General features: G+C 46.5%; 16 protein-coding genes. 8 read left to right on the top strand and 8 right to left on the bottom strand.

The genetic code is table 11. From position 1 onward, the window contains the following. Positions 1 to 156: 156 nt before the first annotated feature. From LRP49_RS00080 to LRP49_RS00065, 4 genes are read left to right on the top strand one after another with little or no spacing between them, the layout of a single operon-like run. On the top strand, positions 157 to 633 hold the full coding sequence (locus LRP49_RS00080; RefSeq protein ID WP_274139358.1) for a (2Fe-2S)-binding protein: 477 nt from the start codon (positions 157 to 159) through the stop codon (positions 631 to 633). After that, the gene (locus LRP49_RS00075) at positions 626 to 2,824 is read left to right on the top strand and encodes a xanthine dehydrogenase family protein molybdopterin-binding subunit (RefSeq protein WP_274139356.1); all 2,199 of its coding nucleotides are present in this window, start codon (positions 626 to 628) and stop codon (positions 2,822 to 2,824) included. Before LRP49_RS00080 ends, LRP49_RS00075 begins: the two co-directional genes overlap by 8 nt. A gap of 17 nt (positions 2,825 to 2,841) precedes the next feature. Further along, on the top strand, positions 2,842 to 3,852 hold the full coding sequence (locus tag LRP49_RS00070; protein ID WP_274139355.1) for an XdhC family protein: 1,011 nt from the start codon (positions 2,842 to 2,844) through the stop codon (positions 3,850 to 3,852). 4 nt (positions 3,853 to 3,856) lie between these two features. Continuing rightward, positions 3,857 to 4,465, top strand: a complete 609-nt coding sequence (locus LRP49_RS00065; protein WP_274139354.1) for a nucleotidyltransferase family protein — start codon at positions 3,857 to 3,859, stop codon at positions 4,463 to 4,465. Positions 4,466 to 4,510: 45 nt separating this feature from the next. Here the strand turns inward: LRP49_RS00065 and LRP49_RS00060 are convergent, their stop codons facing one another. The 7 genes from LRP49_RS00060 to LRP49_RS00030 all read right to left on the bottom strand — a co-directional run bounded on the left by LRP49_RS00060 (position 4,511) and on the right by LRP49_RS00030 (position 10,608). Next, a complete protein-coding gene (locus LRP49_RS00060; RefSeq protein ID WP_274139353.1) occupies positions 4,511 to 6,058 on the bottom strand; it encodes a BCCT family transporter in 1,548 nt (515 codons plus the stop codon). A gap of 152 nt (positions 6,059 to 6,210) precedes the next feature. After that, entirely contained in the window at positions 6,211 to 6,663 is a 453-nt protein-coding gene (locus LRP49_RS00055) for a GNAT family N-acetyltransferase (protein WP_274139352.1), read from the bottom strand. A gap of 104 nt (positions 6,664 to 6,767) precedes the next feature. Then, the gene (locus tag LRP49_RS00050) at positions 6,768 to 7,199 is read right to left on the bottom strand and encodes a hypothetical protein (protein ID WP_274139350.1); all 432 of its coding nucleotides are present in this window, start codon (positions 7,197 to 7,199) and stop codon (positions 6,768 to 6,770) included. Positions 7,200 to 7,393: 194 nt separating this feature from the next. Continuing rightward, positions 7,394 to 8,491, bottom strand: a complete 1,098-nt coding sequence (gene modC, locus LRP49_RS00045; RefSeq protein WP_274139348.1) for a molybdenum ABC transporter ATP-binding protein ModC — start codon at positions 8,489 to 8,491, stop codon at positions 7,394 to 7,396. Next, positions 8,488 to 9,180 (bottom strand): molybdate ABC transporter permease subunit, encoded by a 693-nt coding sequence (gene modB / locus LRP49_RS00040; RefSeq protein WP_274140072.1) that lies wholly within the window; start codon positions 9,178 to 9,180, stop codon positions 8,488 to 8,490. The genes modC and modB overlap by 4 nt, the downstream gene beginning before the upstream one ends. 1 nt (position 9,181) lies before the next feature. Beyond that, on the bottom strand, positions 9,182 to 9,970 hold the full coding sequence (gene modA / locus LRP49_RS00035; RefSeq protein WP_274139347.1) for a molybdate ABC transporter substrate-binding protein: 789 nt from the start codon (positions 9,968 to 9,970) through the stop codon (positions 9,182 to 9,184). Between the two features lie 338 nt (positions 9,971 to 10,308). After that, positions 10,309 to 10,608: a DUF6916 family protein gene (locus LRP49_RS00030; RefSeq protein WP_274139346.1), complete on the bottom strand. Its 300-nt coding sequence runs from the start codon at positions 10,606 to 10,608 to the stop codon at positions 10,309 to 10,311. Between the two features lie 145 nt (positions 10,609 to 10,753). Between LRP49_RS00030 and LRP49_RS00025 the strand changes: the two genes are divergently transcribed. The 3 genes from LRP49_RS00025 (at position 10,754) to LRP49_RS00015 (ending at position 13,931) form a co-directional block, all read left to right on the top strand. Then, complete coding sequence (locus LRP49_RS00025; RefSeq protein ID WP_274139344.1) at positions 10,754 to 11,086, top strand: hypothetical protein; 333 nt, start codon at positions 10,754 to 10,756, stop codon at positions 11,084 to 11,086. Positions 11,087 to 11,434: 348 nt separating this feature from the next. Continuing rightward, positions 11,435 to 11,878 (top strand): RNA-binding S4 domain-containing protein, encoded by a 444-nt coding sequence (locus LRP49_RS00020; protein ID WP_274139342.1) that lies wholly within the window; start codon positions 11,435 to 11,437, stop codon positions 11,876 to 11,878. A 310-nt stretch (positions 11,879 to 12,188) separates the two neighbouring features. Beyond that, the gene (locus LRP49_RS00015) at positions 12,189 to 13,931 is read left to right on the top strand and encodes a carbamoyltransferase family protein (protein WP_274139341.1); all 1,743 of its coding nucleotides are present in this window, start codon (positions 12,189 to 12,191) and stop codon (positions 13,929 to 13,931) included. A 58-nt stretch (positions 13,932 to 13,989) separates the two neighbouring features. Here the strand turns inward: LRP49_RS00015 and LRP49_RS00010 are convergent, their stop codons facing one another. Continuing rightward, complete coding sequence (locus LRP49_RS00010; protein WP_274139340.1) at positions 13,990 to 14,859, bottom strand: AraC family transcriptional regulator; 870 nt, start codon at positions 14,857 to 14,859, stop codon at positions 13,990 to 13,992. A 108-nt stretch (positions 14,860 to 14,967) separates the two neighbouring features. Here LRP49_RS00010 and LRP49_RS00005 point away from each other — a divergent pair, with 108 nt between their 5' ends. Continuing rightward, positions 14,968 to 16,149, top strand: a complete 1,182-nt coding sequence (locus LRP49_RS00005) for an aminotransferase-like domain-containing protein (protein WP_274139339.1) — start codon at positions 14,968 to 14,970, stop codon at positions 16,147 to 16,149. Positions 16,150 to 16,172 lie beyond the last annotated feature (23 nt).

Below are 16,172 nucleotides of genomic sequence, written 5' to 3'. Positions count from 1 at the left end.
TTTCCTGAATTTTCGGAGAATTAGGCAAGAACTCAGGAACATCTTTATGACAACCCCACCGATCTCACGTCATAGTTGAAATGCTGTGAAGCAAATTGTCTTTTCCAAAACATGTCGTTTCCATTTCTTGCCATAGACATAAAAAAGGAGTTTGAAATGGGCATTTCAGTGACGATAAATGGTCAACCATACGATCTCGAGGTTCCCAAAGACACACCGCTTCTTTGGGTAATCAGAGACAACCTCAAGCTTACAGGAACAAAATTCGGCTGTGGTCTCGCGCAATGTGGCGCATGCACCGTGCATTTAGCAGGACAACCTATCCGATCTTGCGTGACTCCCATTTCAGCGGTAGCAGGTCAAGAGATTCGAACCATAGAAGGGATCGAATCTGTTGCTGCCCATGCAGTCCAAACGGCATGGGAGAAATTCGAGGTTCCCCAGTGTGGATACTGTCAATCAGGTCAAATCATGGCAGCCGCCGCACTTCTGGCAACCAATAGCTCCCCCTCAGATACGGATATTGACGCAGCAATGAGCGGAAACATTTGCCGCTGTGCCACCTATGTTCGCATCAAGTCTGCCATTAAAGAGGCAGCAAAAAACATACAGGCAGGAGGCTCGAATGCGTGATTTTATGCAGCATTATGTGAATCCAAATCGATTTGACACACCGCTCACTGAAACATCGCGCCGCGGTTTCATCAAGATCCTTTCCTCGGCTGGAGCAGGGTTGACGTTGGGCCTTCATTTGCCGCAAGCAATGGCTAGCACAGAAGAAACCGCTGGGACTTCGTTTGAACCCAATGCCTTTATCCGTATTGGGAATGACGACAGCGTCACGATTGTAATCAAGCATCTCGAAATGGGTCAGGGCGTTACAACAGGCTTAGCGACTATCGCGGCGGAAGAGCTTGATGCGGACTGGAACAAGGTTGTCACCCAGTCAGCCCCCGCCAACGCATCGCAATACAATAACCTTTTGTTTGGAACCGTTCAGGGAACGGGAGGCAGTACCGCCATTGCCAATTCCTTCTTACAATTACGCTATGCTGGCGCAAAAGCCCGCCTTATGCTGGTGAATGCGGCAGCTAAAGTATGGCAAGTTCCCGCTCACGAAATTACCACCCAGAACAGCGTCATTTCTCATTTAGCCTCTGAGCGGTCTGCAACTTATGGTCAAATGGCAGAAGTCGCTGCGTTACAAGCTGTACCGACTGATGAGCAGGTCTCGTTAAAAAATCCGAGCCAGTTTCAACTCATCGGTAAGTCTGGGACGACTCGCAAAGATCATGGCAAAAGTAATGGTACTGCGACGTTCACCATTGATGTCCAATTGGAAGGAATGCGTACCGCCTTGGTTGCCCACCCACCGTCGTTTGGTGCAACCGTTAAGTCCTTTGACGCAAGTGATGCAAAAAAATCACCCGGCGTTATCGATGTCATAAAAATCTCCAGCGGTGTCGCCGTTGTTGCCAAAGACTTTTGGAGTGCCAAAGTTGGCAGGGATAAACTTGTCATCGAATGGGATCGTTCGGGATTCACCAAAAGTACTGATGAACTGAAAAAAGAATATATCGCGCTCAGCAATAAGCCAGGGGCTTCCGCACGTAACGATGGCGATGCTGCCACGATTCTCGACCAGTCCGGCGATGTGGTCGAGGCATCATATTACTTCCCGTACCTTGCCCATGCTCCCATGGAGCCTATGAACTGTGTCATTGTTGCCGATAAAGAAAAGGCTGAATTGTGGTACGGCGCGCAGCTACAAACCCTTGATCAATTCGCAGTTGCCAGCGTGCTAAATATCCATCCAGACAAAGTCACCATCAATACCTTGTTTGCTGGCGGCAGCTTTGGGCGTCGTGGTAATCCACATTCTGACTATGTTGTCGAAGCCGCTTCAATCGCAAAGGAAATGCGAGGTGTCCCCATCAAGCTGATTTGGACCCGTGAAGATGATATGCGGGCCGGATATTACCGTCCCATGTATGTTCAAAAAATCAGAGCATCGCTCGATGCACAAGGGAATGTGCAAGCATGGCAACAGCGAATCGTTGGCCAATCCATCGCTGCAGGCACGGCGTTTGAAGGGTTTATGGTTCGAAATGGCGTCGATGCCAGTTCAGTAGAAGGCGCGTCTACCCTGCCTTACGACATTCCAAACTTTTCAGTGGAGCTCCACACCACGCAACTTCCGGTCCCTGTCCTTTGGTGGCGCTCCGTCGGCCACACCCACAACGCGTTTTCCACTGAAACCTTTATCGATGAACTCGCAGTAAAAGCAGGGAAAGATCCCGTGGCATATAGGCTGTCCATGCTTGAGAAGCATCCTCGCCACAAAGCCGTACTTAAACTGGCCGCAGAAAAAGCGAATTGGGGAGCACAATTACCCAAAGGAAAAGGACGAGGTGTGGCTGTCCATGAATCGTTTAAAAGCTACGTGGCTGAAATCGCTGAAGTATCGATTGAAAATGGACAAATTATCGTAGAGCGTGTCGTGTGTGCCGTCGACTGTGGCGTCGCCATTAACCCCGATATCATAGAAGCACAGATGCAAGGAGCAATTGGGTTTGGGCTTTCTCCTGCCCTTCTCAGCCAAATCACATTAAATGAGGGTGGAACTGTACAATCTAACTTTCATGACTACCTCGTGCTAAGAGAACAACAAATGCCGGAAATTGAGGTGCATATTGTTCCCTCGGCCGAACCGCCAACCGGTGTCGGTGAACCGGGCACACCACCGATTGCCGCAGCCATAGCAAATGCGGTGTTTGCAGCCACAGGTAAGCGGCTACACAACTTGCCTCTGTCGTTGTCATGACCGAATAAAGGACGCGAATGTCTCACCATATCTACCACTTGCTATCGCAATGGTTTCCTCAAAAAGACAGTACTGAGTGGGTGCTTGGTACCGTCTTTTCAACAGAGGGTCCCTGCTATCGAAAAGCTGGCGCGATGATGCTTTTTTCAGGGGAGGGACAGCAGCTTGGTATGCTGAGTGGCGGGTGCCTTGAATCTGACATACAACGTCAAGCCAAGAAGGTCATGAACAACAACAAACCCATGACGCTCACCTATGACAGTGAAGATGAAGAAAACATCACATACCAATTGGGCATAGGCTGTGGCGGAACTGTTCACATATGCCTTCATCCTATCACGACAGAAAATCGCTATTTAGCTTTGGATAAGCTCTATACCAGCCTCAAGCTACGCCTATCTGGCCACTACATGCAGCGAATAAATGGGGAATCTCAAGGTGAGTTTGAACCCACGTCTGAGGCACATCAAATGCTAAGTGACAAACACAAGATTGGCACATCGATTCAAAGGGAGGGCCAGCACTGGCTGTCGACCTTTATTCAGCCTCCAATACATTTACTCATCGCTGGCGGAGGAGCAGACGCTCAACCCATCGCATCCTTGGCTAAGACTATAGGGTGGCAAGTATCACTCTGGGACCCTAGGCCGGCAAACGCACGGCCGGAACGCTTTACAGACATAGATACGTTTATGAGAAGTGATGCACGAACACTCAGTCAGTACTGCAACGACAAACATGTCGATGCATTGGTCATCATGTCGCACAACCTTGAACTCGATGCCGCTGTGCTAGAAAGTACGTTATCCACGTCTTTGAGTTACATTGCGCTATTAGGGCCGGATCGCCGAAGAAATGAGGTGTTTACACTCGCTCGCGTGATTGACACCGACCTGCCCTGTAAAGTTTACGGTCCCGCAGGGCTAAATCTTGGCGCGGCATTGCCAGAAGGTATCGCAATTTCTATTCTTTCAGAATGTATCGCCGTGCTCAACGGAGCCGACGCTAACTCTTTGAGTGGAAAGTGACTGAATGACAAAACTCGCTGCTGTAATTTTGGCTGCAGGCGCAGCCAGCCGTTTTGGTAGTTGTAAATCACTCGCACCTATCAATGATCAACCACTTATTGCTTTTCCTCTTAACGCTCTCAGTGAAGTCGATGTTGATACGTACATTTATACTGGGCGTTGGCACGACGCCATACAGCAAAAGTGTCTCGAGGATAATTGGAACACCAGCATCGTGTTTGCACCTTGCTGGGAAAAAGGAATTGGCGATGTCATCGCCTTCGCCACCGCGCAATTAGAAAACGACTACGATGCTATTTTGTTTATGTTGGCCGACCAGCCCGCAGTGAGTGGCGATAGCATTGCATTGCTATTGAAGGTATTTGACGAACATGTGTGTGATGCTGTCTGTTGCCAGTATCGAGATACCGTCGGTGTCCCGGCTATCGCTGGGAAAACCATGTTTGCAGAGCTGAAACGGCTTCACGGAGACAGCGGTGCAAAACACCTTTTGAACGATGGAATGCACCTCGTTCACATCGTAGATATCAATCAGTGCTACATCGACATCGACACACAAGAAGACTTAGAAAATTACACACACTATTTAAATAACATGTCGTCTCTGTGGTGAGTACATCACCGCGAAAAATATCGCGGTGATGCGTTTTATGTATGATCAATCACACGCAATGAGCGTGTGATTTTCGTGGACATTCCGCTCATCCAACATGCGTTTCACCGTCATAGGCGCACACAACAGCGTTGTGGCAATAAGAAGCGAAACAGGCACTGCAGTAATAACAATAAAAGACTGCAGCGCATTGAGGCTTCCCTCTCCCGCCAGTAACAGAATCGCCGCTACCACGCCTAACATAATCGCCCAAAACAGACGGTGCCATTTAGACGGTGTCGATTGCTGAGACGTCACTACCGCAATGGAGAACGCCATTGAGTCACCCGTTGTTGCAACGAATGTTGTAGTGAGCAAAAGGAAAGCGGGAACCAAGATTACCTGCAGCGGCAATTGTTGCAGCATCGCAATAAGCACGGCGGGCAGACCCGCTCCCGACAAGGGACCAGAAATCGCACCCGGCTGCGTGAGTTCAAAGTATATCCCCGTACCACCCAACGCACTAAACCAGAAGTTTGTCGCAATTGGTGCACATATGCTGATTGCCAGAATCAATTCACGAATAGTCCGGCCTTCAGAAATTTTTGCGATAAAGATTGCCATCATTGGCGCAAAACCAATAAACCAACCCCAGAAAAACCATGTCCAACCTTGCATCCACTCTGTGTTGAAATCACCCACACTCAACGCGGTGAAATTTACTAGGTAGTCTCCGAAAGCATGAGTAAATGTGCCAAAAATAAACTGTGTCGGCCCCAAAACCAAAACACAAACCAGCAGAGCAATCGCCCCCAACACATTCACTTTCGAAAGCCATTGCAACCCCTTATCCATGCCGGAGAAGGCTGACATCGAATACATAAACACGATAGCCAGTAGCAATACAATTTGCAGTGACAGGGTATTATCAAGGCTGGTGAGAGATTCAATGCTATAACCGAGTTGACTGGCAAGAAATCCAATAGGACCAATGGTTCCCGCCGCTACACCAATAATTGAGCAAGCATCAACCACGGCACCAAACCAATGGTTTTCTAGTCGATCACCGAAGAGAGGCGCAAGCAATGCCCTTGGCCGAAGTTTCAGCCCTTTCACATGGTGAGCATGCATGAGCACAATGGTTGCGAGTGTCCCTAACACCGCCCAAGCCAAAAAGCCCCAATGCAGGAAACTTTGTTCTAGTGCTTGCTGGACAACGGCAGTCTCATTATCAGACGTACCATTAAAAGCGGGAGGACGGGAAATAAAGTGGAAAACAGGTTCAGCAGCAGACCAAAACACACCGCCGCCGGCAAGCAATGTGCACATAATCATTGAAAGCCACCTAAAACGGCTGATATTGGCTTGAGGCAAGCCACCGAGCCTCAACGAACCCGCCTTTGAAAAGGCGATTGCCAACGCAAGAATCAGGTTGCATAGCATGAGCCACTGCCAAAACTGGCCGAATGTGGCAGAAGCTTGAGAAGAAAGCTTGGCGATAAATTCCGAAAAAGCAGAAAGGTCGATCAGCGCAGCGAATAAAAACAAGACGAAAAAACTGATCGTTAACGTAGAAGTCAGCTTTCGTTCACTGAGTAGTAATTTAAAAGTCATTGTGCTCTCACAAAGTACGTGAGGGGCGGCACCTTAGCAGTTCCTCTTTGTGAACTCCATCACTTTTTAGTTCGAACTCTAATTACATTTCAAACCTAACCGCATTAACAACAACCCAATAGTCAATGCAAGCATATGTTATATATGAGATTTTAAGTCAACATATCTCTATAAATACCAAACTGCGAGCCCGGTATTTCTATGAGCTCTAAAAATCTTTGATAGTATTGCTGGCTGCTTGTTGGAATCACTGCGTAGGCATATCCTTCAAGGCGCATAGCGATAAGAGCGGACTTAACGAGAGCCTCTCCAACACCTTGTCCTCGCGCGGCACTGTCTACACCCAAGGGGCCAAAGAACCCCTTTACCGTTCCATCGAAACACGCAAAACCGAGTAACCTTGTCCCATCAACCGCAATAAACAAACTATTTCCTGACAACATTGCCACCTCCGCCTCACTGGCCCAATGTTCATTGAAATGCGTAGTGATCCAACGCATCACTGCGGCCTTCTCAGGGCCAATGGGTTTACGTATAGCGAAAGGTAGCGTCGCTGAGCTACTGTCGAGAAATGCGTTTTCATACAGTTTAACCAGATAGTCCATACCTAGATCGCTCCCAAATACGTGTAAAGGCGTTAAAGACAGAAAATTCGCGTGTAAGAAAATTCGCATTCCTTTTATTACACGTATAAAAAAAGCCTGAATACTCAGGCTTTTTCAAGTTTTCTCTTTCTAGATTTGGCGTGACTTTCCACAATTTGTTTGTGAAGCGACATCGCAGCCCTCACCAGCCGAGGATGCAATTGCACATCTCTATTTTCAACGAGAACCTTATTGAAGTTCACCACCGAAGCAGTCAAGCATGCCGCCACTTTAATCTGGCCGGTTTTGTGCGCATACATTGCCGTTTTAATCGCCATAAATGCGCGCTGATCGTTCTTTTTATAATTCTGAATCGCAAACCGTTCAAATCGGTTGAAGTCATTATGATACGACTTGTGAATACGGGTAACGTGTTTGTCGTAATATTCTCTATATTTGCCGTAACTACCCGTTTTGTTGGCTAGCATAAGCTTCTTCACCCAATCTGTAGATTTGAGCGACTCTCTGTTAAACAAGCCAGTTAGCCAAGCAAACATTCATTCCTCCTACATATTCTCTTTGGGCCTTTCACTCAACTCGAGCTTCCAAACTACCCAAAGAAACATTTATTGCTTTTGTATCGCGCGTTAACCCTAACCACTTGTACAAACAAAATGCCGAGCTACTCCAGCGCATACTAGGTTATCGGCAGATTCTACTGAAATTTAACCGTCACTGTGCAGATAAATTGTCAGAAATTGCTATGGCTCTGTGCAAAGTCAGTTTTCGCGACACTCACCCCTTTCAACTGTGCGAAAACCCTATCACCTGAGGTAAGCGCTAAGTCATCGATCGCCCATTCTGTCACATTCGCTAATAGCACCTCTTTGCCAACTCGCAATGCGACTTGGCGGTACCCTAATTGGTCATTCAAGGTTGTAATATCTTCAACTGTACAAGGAATGATATTTCGGATGCTGGTGTCACTTGGTTTAGCTTTAACAATCGAGATGTCATTGGCAAAAACGCGCAATCTTAGCGTGGTGCCAGACGGCTCTCCAACCTCTTGTACCCACAAAGCCTCACCTTCTAAATTGAGCTGAGACATGTCGTATCGAGGGTGCTTGCCAACAACAGTTGCCGTCACAAGTGCACTTTGCTCCTTTACATTTAACCAAGGACGCATATGTGCAGAGCCCCACACTTCGTGCAAAGTGCCATTAGCAACGACACTCCCATCAGCCAGCAATAACATGTGATCAGCAAGTTGAAGAATCTCATCGAGACTATGACTCACGTAAATCACAGGGATATTTAACGACGTCGTCAGTTTCAGTAGATATGAAATTAATTCCTGACGTCGAGGAGCATCCAATGATGCAGTGGGCTCATCCATGATTAGCAGTTCTGGATCAGACAACAACGCGCGACCAATCGCAACTCGCTGTTTCTCACCACCAGATAACTCAGAGGGATGACGTTTGAGTAAGTGTGAAATATCAAGAAGCTCTGTTACTTCGTTGAGCTTATCGATGCTTCCTTTTCTCTGGCCATATTTTAGATTTTTGGCAACGGATAGATGCGGAAACAAGCGCGCATCTTGAAACACATAGCCTATGCGTCGCGATTCAGGAGGAAGATTCACTTTATTGTTGCTATCAAAAAGTGTTTTCTCTCCAACGCGAATTAGACCGTTAGTTGGCGTAACCAATCCAGCAATAGCATTAATGACACTGGTCTTGCCTGCACCTGAGCGCCCGAATACTGCGGTGATCCCCTTTGAAGGGATATTCACATCAATAGAAAGAGAAAACGCATCGTGCGCCATCTGGATATCGAGCGTGATCATTGCTGCCCCATCCTACGTTTCATCCTACGGCTAAGCCATTCCGAACCAAATAAAGAGATTAAGGAGATGGCAATAGCAATAACACACAGCCTCGCTACGCTTTGCTCAGCACCGGGCGTTTCAATGAATGAAAACATAGCAAGTGGAATGGTTTGCGTTTCGCCAGGAATATTCGACACAAAAGTTATCGTTGCGCCAAACTCACCCAAGCTTCGCGCAAATGCCAGCACCAAACCTGAAACGATACCCGGCAAAATCAGTGGCAACGTAACGGTAAAAAATACACGCCACGGCGATGCCCCAAGTGTTCGAGCTGCGGCTTCTAATCGTTTATCAACCAGTTCAATCGATAAACGAATGGCTCTGACCAATAATGGAAACGCAACAACAGCCGAGGCCAATGCCGCGCCCTTCCAGTTAAAAGAGAACGAGACACCAAACGTATCGAAAAGCCAGCTTCCGACTGGACCTCTCCTTCCCATCACTACGAGAAGTAAATAGCCGATAACAACAGGAGGCAAGACTAAAGGAAGGTGGATCACACCATCTAGTAACGACTTCCCCACAAAATCACGTCTCGCCAGCAACCAAGCTAGCGCTATGCCAAAAGGCAGGCTCACTGCCACAGCAACCGACGAAATTTTCAAGCTAAGAAGCAGGGCTTGCCATTCTAAAGGCGTTAAAAACATATCAGTCACGCCCCCCAGCAATGGCAGGAACAGTAAATCCATTCTTTTTCATGATACCTAACGACACATCACTGTCTAAATAGCGGAAAAAAGCGTCTGCTTCTGGCTTAGCATGCACAGACATCGCTTTGGGGAAGACAATGGGAACATGGGAGCGTTCTGGAAATGTTGCTGCTAAATTAACGTTGGATGATGCAATGGCATCTGAATAGTAAACAATACCTAGCGGTGCTTCGCCTCGTTCAACCAAAGCCAACGTTGCTCTTACACTGTTCGAAAATGCAAGTTTGTTTTCTACCTGAGTCCATAGGTTTAAGTATTCAAGAGCCTCTTTGCCGTATATCCCTGCAGGAACATGATTAGGGTCTGAAATGGCTAAGCGGCTATTACCTATAGCACTTAATATAGAAGGCGGTGTTAGTGTCACCTCCCCCTGCGAGTGTTTGTTCGCTACCAACACCAGTGAGTTTCGTACCCAATCAGTTCGAGTGGATGCGTCAATCACGCCCTGCTCAATAGCATAATCCATCCACTTTTCATTGGCTGAGATATACATGTCAGCGGGTGCACCATAAGCCAACTGTCGCGCTAAGGCAGAAGATGAGCCATAAGAAACCGTGATTTTCTCTCCGGTTTTGGCTTCATACTGTTCGACGATTTCGTTCAGTGCAGTCGTCATAGAAGACGCAGCAAAGACCAATACATTATCGTTAGCAAAGGCGACGTTCGAGCAAAGTAATCCGATGACAAAAATACACACGCTCGAGAATTGCCTAAGAATACGTCGCATACTCTCCCTAACCTTTACACTACATAGAGTTGGTATCATACCAACGAATTTACGTAGACAGTTATTAATTCACGCCTTTAGCTACCCGTCTGCTGGCTTTCTACCCAAACGACATAAGGATAGACACGCTCGCAATAGGCCAATGCGTGCAATTCAAAGCAAGGTTTCATAGGCGTTGTCGACAAACCATTACATTGGCATTTAACGCAGAAGAAAAAGCATGGAGAAAAGATAAAGCGTCCACCGCGACTAACCGCTCTTTCTTCCCTAAATCAGTAAAGAGCCGTTCATACAAAGCATTGCGCGAATTGAGGAATGAAATCGATAACTCCTCGGCACTACGCTTCAGTATTAATGGTAATGGTATAGCGGTTATCTCGAGCAGGATGCATATAAAGAATCTGCTGCCCCATCGAATGATGAGAGATCAGGTAGTTCCCTTGTGGAAATTCGACGCCTTCTGGTGCAGCCAGAACGATGCTGTAGTGCTCCACCAAACGACCATCCAGTGATGTGCCATTTCCAGCCAGTTCTTTCACGTCTTCACAAAGAATATCGTATTCGTTCTCTGCGCCATCAATTAGCTGAACTGTTTGTCCAGCAAGCTTGGAAATGTTATCCCAAGACAAAACATTCATGTTTTTCTCCCGACAAGCGTTTTGGGTGAAGAACGCACTCGCGACTCCCCTATTCACAAAGCAAGAGACTAACTACAACCAAATGCCAGCCTACGTGCAACAACTCAGTAAAGTTTAGCCATAAGTATGGTTTCAAACTGAATTTATGCAGAAAATTCTGACAGTTGCCTCAATATTTTTGAGTTTAGAGAAGAATTCAGGAGAATTAGGGAGGGATTTAACCAGAAACGCCGGTTGGCGTTTCTGGATTTTTGCGATTAACGCAGTTTTATTGGACGCGCTTTCTGCGATCTATTTTGATGGTAGAACCACTGGCGTCGGGTTTTATTATTCATATAACACCTCTTTTTTTAGTCAGGTTAATCGCTTTAGCGAAGATTTTATGACCTCTGCTACGCATCACATTCCTGATAGATTAAAAGACGCTAGTTCAATGCGTTGCCTTACTGATTGGCAGGTCTCCTCTAAATCATCGTGAGGAGCTTTTTTCCGGGAGTGCTTTACTCGTTCGCGCAAAAAAACTAGCTAAACATATGACTGTCGATTTTGGAACAAGTTCCGTTCGTCATCACGTTGAATCTAGTTTTATTACATTAAATTTCAAGTTTCAAGCGAATCTCGCCTCACTTATGCTCGAGAGATCACATTTCAACTCAATGCATATGAAAAAAGCGCGATTTAGCTGCAGCCCTTTGTTTTTGTGAAGAACAAACAATGACAAATAGTCAAAATGACGTGCGCCAGTACACATTCGATATCGCTATCTCTGGCACGTGTTTGCGTATACACTCCAACGATACGTTACAACGGTCATTGGCAATTAAAAATGTCCCACGAAGAATTTGAAGTTGAAGCCCTCGGTATTGAGGTATCCAGTCAGCCTATTGAGCTGTACAAAGTGTTAAAAATCGCTAACGCAGTAAGTGGCGGTGGTGAAGCAAAAGCCGCAATCAGCGAAGGATATGTGATCGTTAATGGCGAAGTAGAGACACGCAAAAGACGAAAAATTCTGGATGGCGATGTCATTGCATTCAACGAAGAATTTTACGTCGTACTTTGTGATACGCCACCGTTAGAAGTGGAGCCGAAACCCAAGGCGGCTAAACCAGCTAAACCAGCTAAACCAGCTAAACCAGCTAAAGAATTAAGCCCACGTAACAACAAAGACAAGAAAAAAACGAAACCGTCAAACGACCCTAAAAAAGTCGTTAAAAAAGACATTGAAGATACGCCAAGATCGAGCTCGGGTCGCAGAGCGATTTCCTTCTGATACTAAACCACCTTCGGGTGGTTTTATTTTTCTATCTGTGCCACCTTTTCCTGCCCCTTTCCCTATTTTTCTCAGAGAATCATAAAACCCCAAAAAAGGTCGGTGATAGAACTGCCTGAGTTTTCCCCCTGCGTAACATTGCGTTGCAACTCTGCTGCGCGATATGTCTAATTACTCAAACATCCTTGATAAATAGCCTAACTATCTGACCAAATTTGCGATGCGTATAGCTGTTGGATTTTGGACGCCTTACGATTCGAGCGTTAGCATCCAGAATTCAAGACAATAATAGCAATGGCTGAGGGAAACTATGTATTTAGGGATATCTTGCACCGGACATGACAACGCTTTAGCACTCGTTAATGACGACGGTAAGGTGTTATATGCACAAGCTGTTGAAAGGGACACGCAGACGAAGCAAGGCTTTAGTCTCGCCCCTGATCAACCACACAAAATCATTCGCCTCATAAAACAATACGCACCTGAAGCAACACAACTCACCATCTGTAAATCTTGGCCAGAAGATACGCCACAAAAAATGGCACAGGAAATCCAGCGTATCTCGTTGAAAGACTATGATGAAGCTTATCGTGACGTCGCAGCTATTTTTCTGGGCGTACAAATGTCCAACATGAATGATGTTTTTCTTCCAAACATCCAAATGGCTGGCGGCGGTACAAAGCGCGCCTCTATGGCGCTGAACCTTAAAACCGACACTCGCCAGTTCGACCATCATTCAACCCATGCTGCATTTGCTTGTTACTCCAGTCCTTTCGATGAGGCAGCATGTTTGGTTATGGATGGTTATGCAGAAGACTCCGCGCAATCCATCTTCATATATAAAAACAATAAATTAGAGAAACTCCCCAAGCCTGAATTTTCAGGAGAGCTGAACCAAATTGCAGCTAGCCTTGGCGTGTTTTATGGCGTAACTGTTTGCCGTTTGTGTGGCTTTGCCATGGACTCTGGTGAAGAGTGGAAAGTCATGGGACTTGCACCTTATGGAAAGCTAAATGAAGAGGTTTTAGCACTGTTCCGCAAACATATTGCGGTTAAAGATGGGTACGTTGTCCTGCCCAAAGGTTCCTCAGAGGCATTGAAAACGCTCAGACAATACGCCCGCCCTTATTCACAGTTTCCGGAAGAATCTGCAGATATTGCCTTTACAGCGCAATACCATTTTAGCGAACTGATGAGCGAAGTACTGAGCCATGTTCACGATGTGACAGGCATGAAGAATATCGTGATAACCGGCGGGTGTGGGCTTAACTCATCGTTTAATGGTCGAGTGATTGAGAAAACGCCTTTTAACGATATTTTTGTTCCGTGCGCGCCAGGCGATGACGGCAACGCTGTTGGTGCGGCATTGCTGGCTGTAAAACAGGACTTCCCAGACAAACAGATAAAAAACATTAAGCAGTCTCCTTATCTTGGTGATGCCATCAGTGAGCAAGACGTCGAGAACTTTATCGAAAAAAGTGGCATTTCCAACGTTCAAAAAATGGAATGGGACGACCTTTATCCCCACGTCGCCGACAAAATGGCGAATGGTGCAGTCGTTGCGTGGGTGCAAGGTAGAGCCGAATTTGGTCCTCGCGCATTGGGGCACCGTTCTATCTTGGCTGACTCCCGAACGGCGGAGATGAAAACCAAAATCAACGCCGCCGTTAAATTCCGTGAACCATTCCGCCCGTTTGCGCCAATGGTCTTAGCTGATCGTGGTGATGAATACTTTGAGAACTACCATGACACGCCATACATGGAAAAAGTTGCCACCTTTAAACCCCTAGTCAGAGAGGCCGTTGCCGCTGTCTGCCATGCTGACAATACAGGGCGACTCCAATCCGTCACAAAGGAAAGAAACATCCATGTGTATCGACTCATTGAAGCATTTGAAAAGATCACCGGTGTTCCCGTGATCATCAATACTAGCCTCAACGTGATGGGGAAACCTATCGTGTCGAGCCTAAATGACGCAGTGATGACCTTCTTTACCACAGACATTGAATTGCTGGTTATTGGTCAGTACGTTTTCACAAAACCGGCTAAGTAACGTCATTAAGAAGTAAGGAATTCGTCCGCCTCTTCGCCCCTTTTGAGGCGGACATTTTTTAGAAGAACCCAATGGGTAAATAGAAATCCAACTCAAACCGCTCATTGTCATTGAGGAAATGGTTGTTTTGATAATGCACATAAGCAGGTGTTGCACCAAGCTTAAATCCTGATTGTGGCAACCACTGCTCCAAAATCTTGCTAATCTGAGGCAACAGCTCTCCATAGACACCGGTTAAATGAAAAACTGCATGCAGTCCACCGGGTATCACTAGTTGATTCACCACACCCCGCACTTTGATAGGCTTACTAATTTCAATGCATGCCACATACCGACACTGTTCTAACGCAACCCACGCAGGGTTCGAATGGTGCAATCCAAATTGCATACTTACATCCCTGCCCTCATGTTTTGCCCATGCAGACAATACACGCCATGTATTCTTAATACTTCTGTTGTATCCAGTATGGCGAATATAAGCGACAAACCTTTCGGGTATATCGAGGATTTTAGGTTCTGGTAAGGGGCATGCAGTCACTCTGAGGTAGCCCGCTGCGACTTCGGGATCCGTAAGGTAAGGCTTTTCTGCGGTTTGAAGATCATGTTTCCGCCACTCCCCTGGCGATACACGAAACGTGGACTTAAACGCGCGGCTAAACGACGACACCGAACTAAATCCACATTTGTTTGCGATATCCAACACGGAAGATGATGGTTCAAACATCAACTGATTCGCCGCATACTCCATTCTTGTCCTTCTGATGTATTGATGAATCGGCTCTCCTACTACGTCTTTAAACACTCTGTGAAAGTGATGTTCAGAGTAGGCAGCCACATCGGCAAGCTCTCGGGCGGGAAGCTCTCGGGCAATATCTTTATGGATGTAATACAACACGTCGTTAATACGTGATATGTGCTGTGGCGTCATGTGATAAAAGCATAAATGGACATATCCAATAGCATAAATGGACATCTCATTACTGGCAACAAGGAGTAGTATCTTCTGAAACACAGATGATGTACTCAGGAAATCAATATGGAAATCGCGCAATCGCTTCAGCAAACCCCCTCTTCCTATATCCGTGAAATTCTCGCGGCCGCCTCCGATAAAAACGTCATCTCACTTGCTGGTGGTCTGCCTGATGAAAAAACGTTTCCTATCGACCTTATGAAGCCGATGCTTGAGCAGCTTTCTGAAATGCCGCACGTTTTTCAATACGGAGAAACTGCAGGGTATGGCCCGCTACTCGCTTTCTTGCGCGAATACTTTCAACTACCTGATTCCCATATGGCAATGGCCTGTACGGGTTCACAGCAAGGGCTAGACCTGATCGCGCGCGCTTACGTCAACCCAGGCGACAAAGTAGTAATGGAAGCACCTAGCTACTTGGGAGCAATGCAGGTGTTTGGCTTAGTACAGGCAAACATGCTTTCCGTCCCGCAAACGGAAACGGGACCAGATCTTGTGGCACTTGAAGAATGTTTTGTTAAACACGCGCCAAAAATGTTTTATGCCGTTCCTGATTTCCACAACCCAACAGGTATTTGTTGGTCTTTGCCAACGCGAAAAAAAGTTGCCGAGCTTTGCATTCAATACAACGTTGCTCTAATTGAAGATGCGCCATACCGTGAGCTTCGCTTTACTGGCGATGCCTTGCCGTTAGTGTCGGATTTCTGTCCTCAGCATTCTATCGTTCTTCGTTCATTTTCTAAGATTGCGTCCCCAGGACTTCGCATCGGGATAGTGACAGGTAAACGCCAATATTTAGAACCCTTGGTGAAAATCAAACAAGGCGCAGATCTTCACTCCAGCGTTCCCATGCAGGCCTTGCTTCTTGGCCTGTTAGAGCATCAAGATTTTGACCAGCATATTGAGTCCATCCGAGTATTGTACAAATCTCGTTATGACGTTTTGTATGCCGAGTTGAAAGCTAAACTGCCAGATGGCTGCATTGTCGAAGGGGTTGATGGTGGGATGTTCGTCTGGGTAACACTGCCAGCTTGTGACACATTTGCACTGGCAAAATCGTTGCTGAGTAATGGCGTTGCCGTTGTTCCTAGCCCTGTTTTCTATGCCGATCACAGTTCGACAAAATCAGCACTGCGACTGAATTTCACCAACGCAAAACCCGATGATCTAAAAGTTGCCGTTACACGTTTGGCAAAAGGTTTAGAGACTCAATTATCGCTGCAAAAAGACAAAGTAGCTGCCTTGTAGTTATCAGCACCGTATTTCTACAA

It is taken from the genome of Enterovibrio qingdaonensis (assembly GCF_028683135.1).
Lineage (GTDB): Bacteria > Pseudomonadota > Gammaproteobacteria > Enterobacterales > Vibrionaceae > Enterovibrio > Enterovibrio qingdaonensis.
The sequence above is the reverse complement of the archived record's forward strand: the minus strand, read 5'-3'. Positions and strand labels throughout refer to the sequence as shown.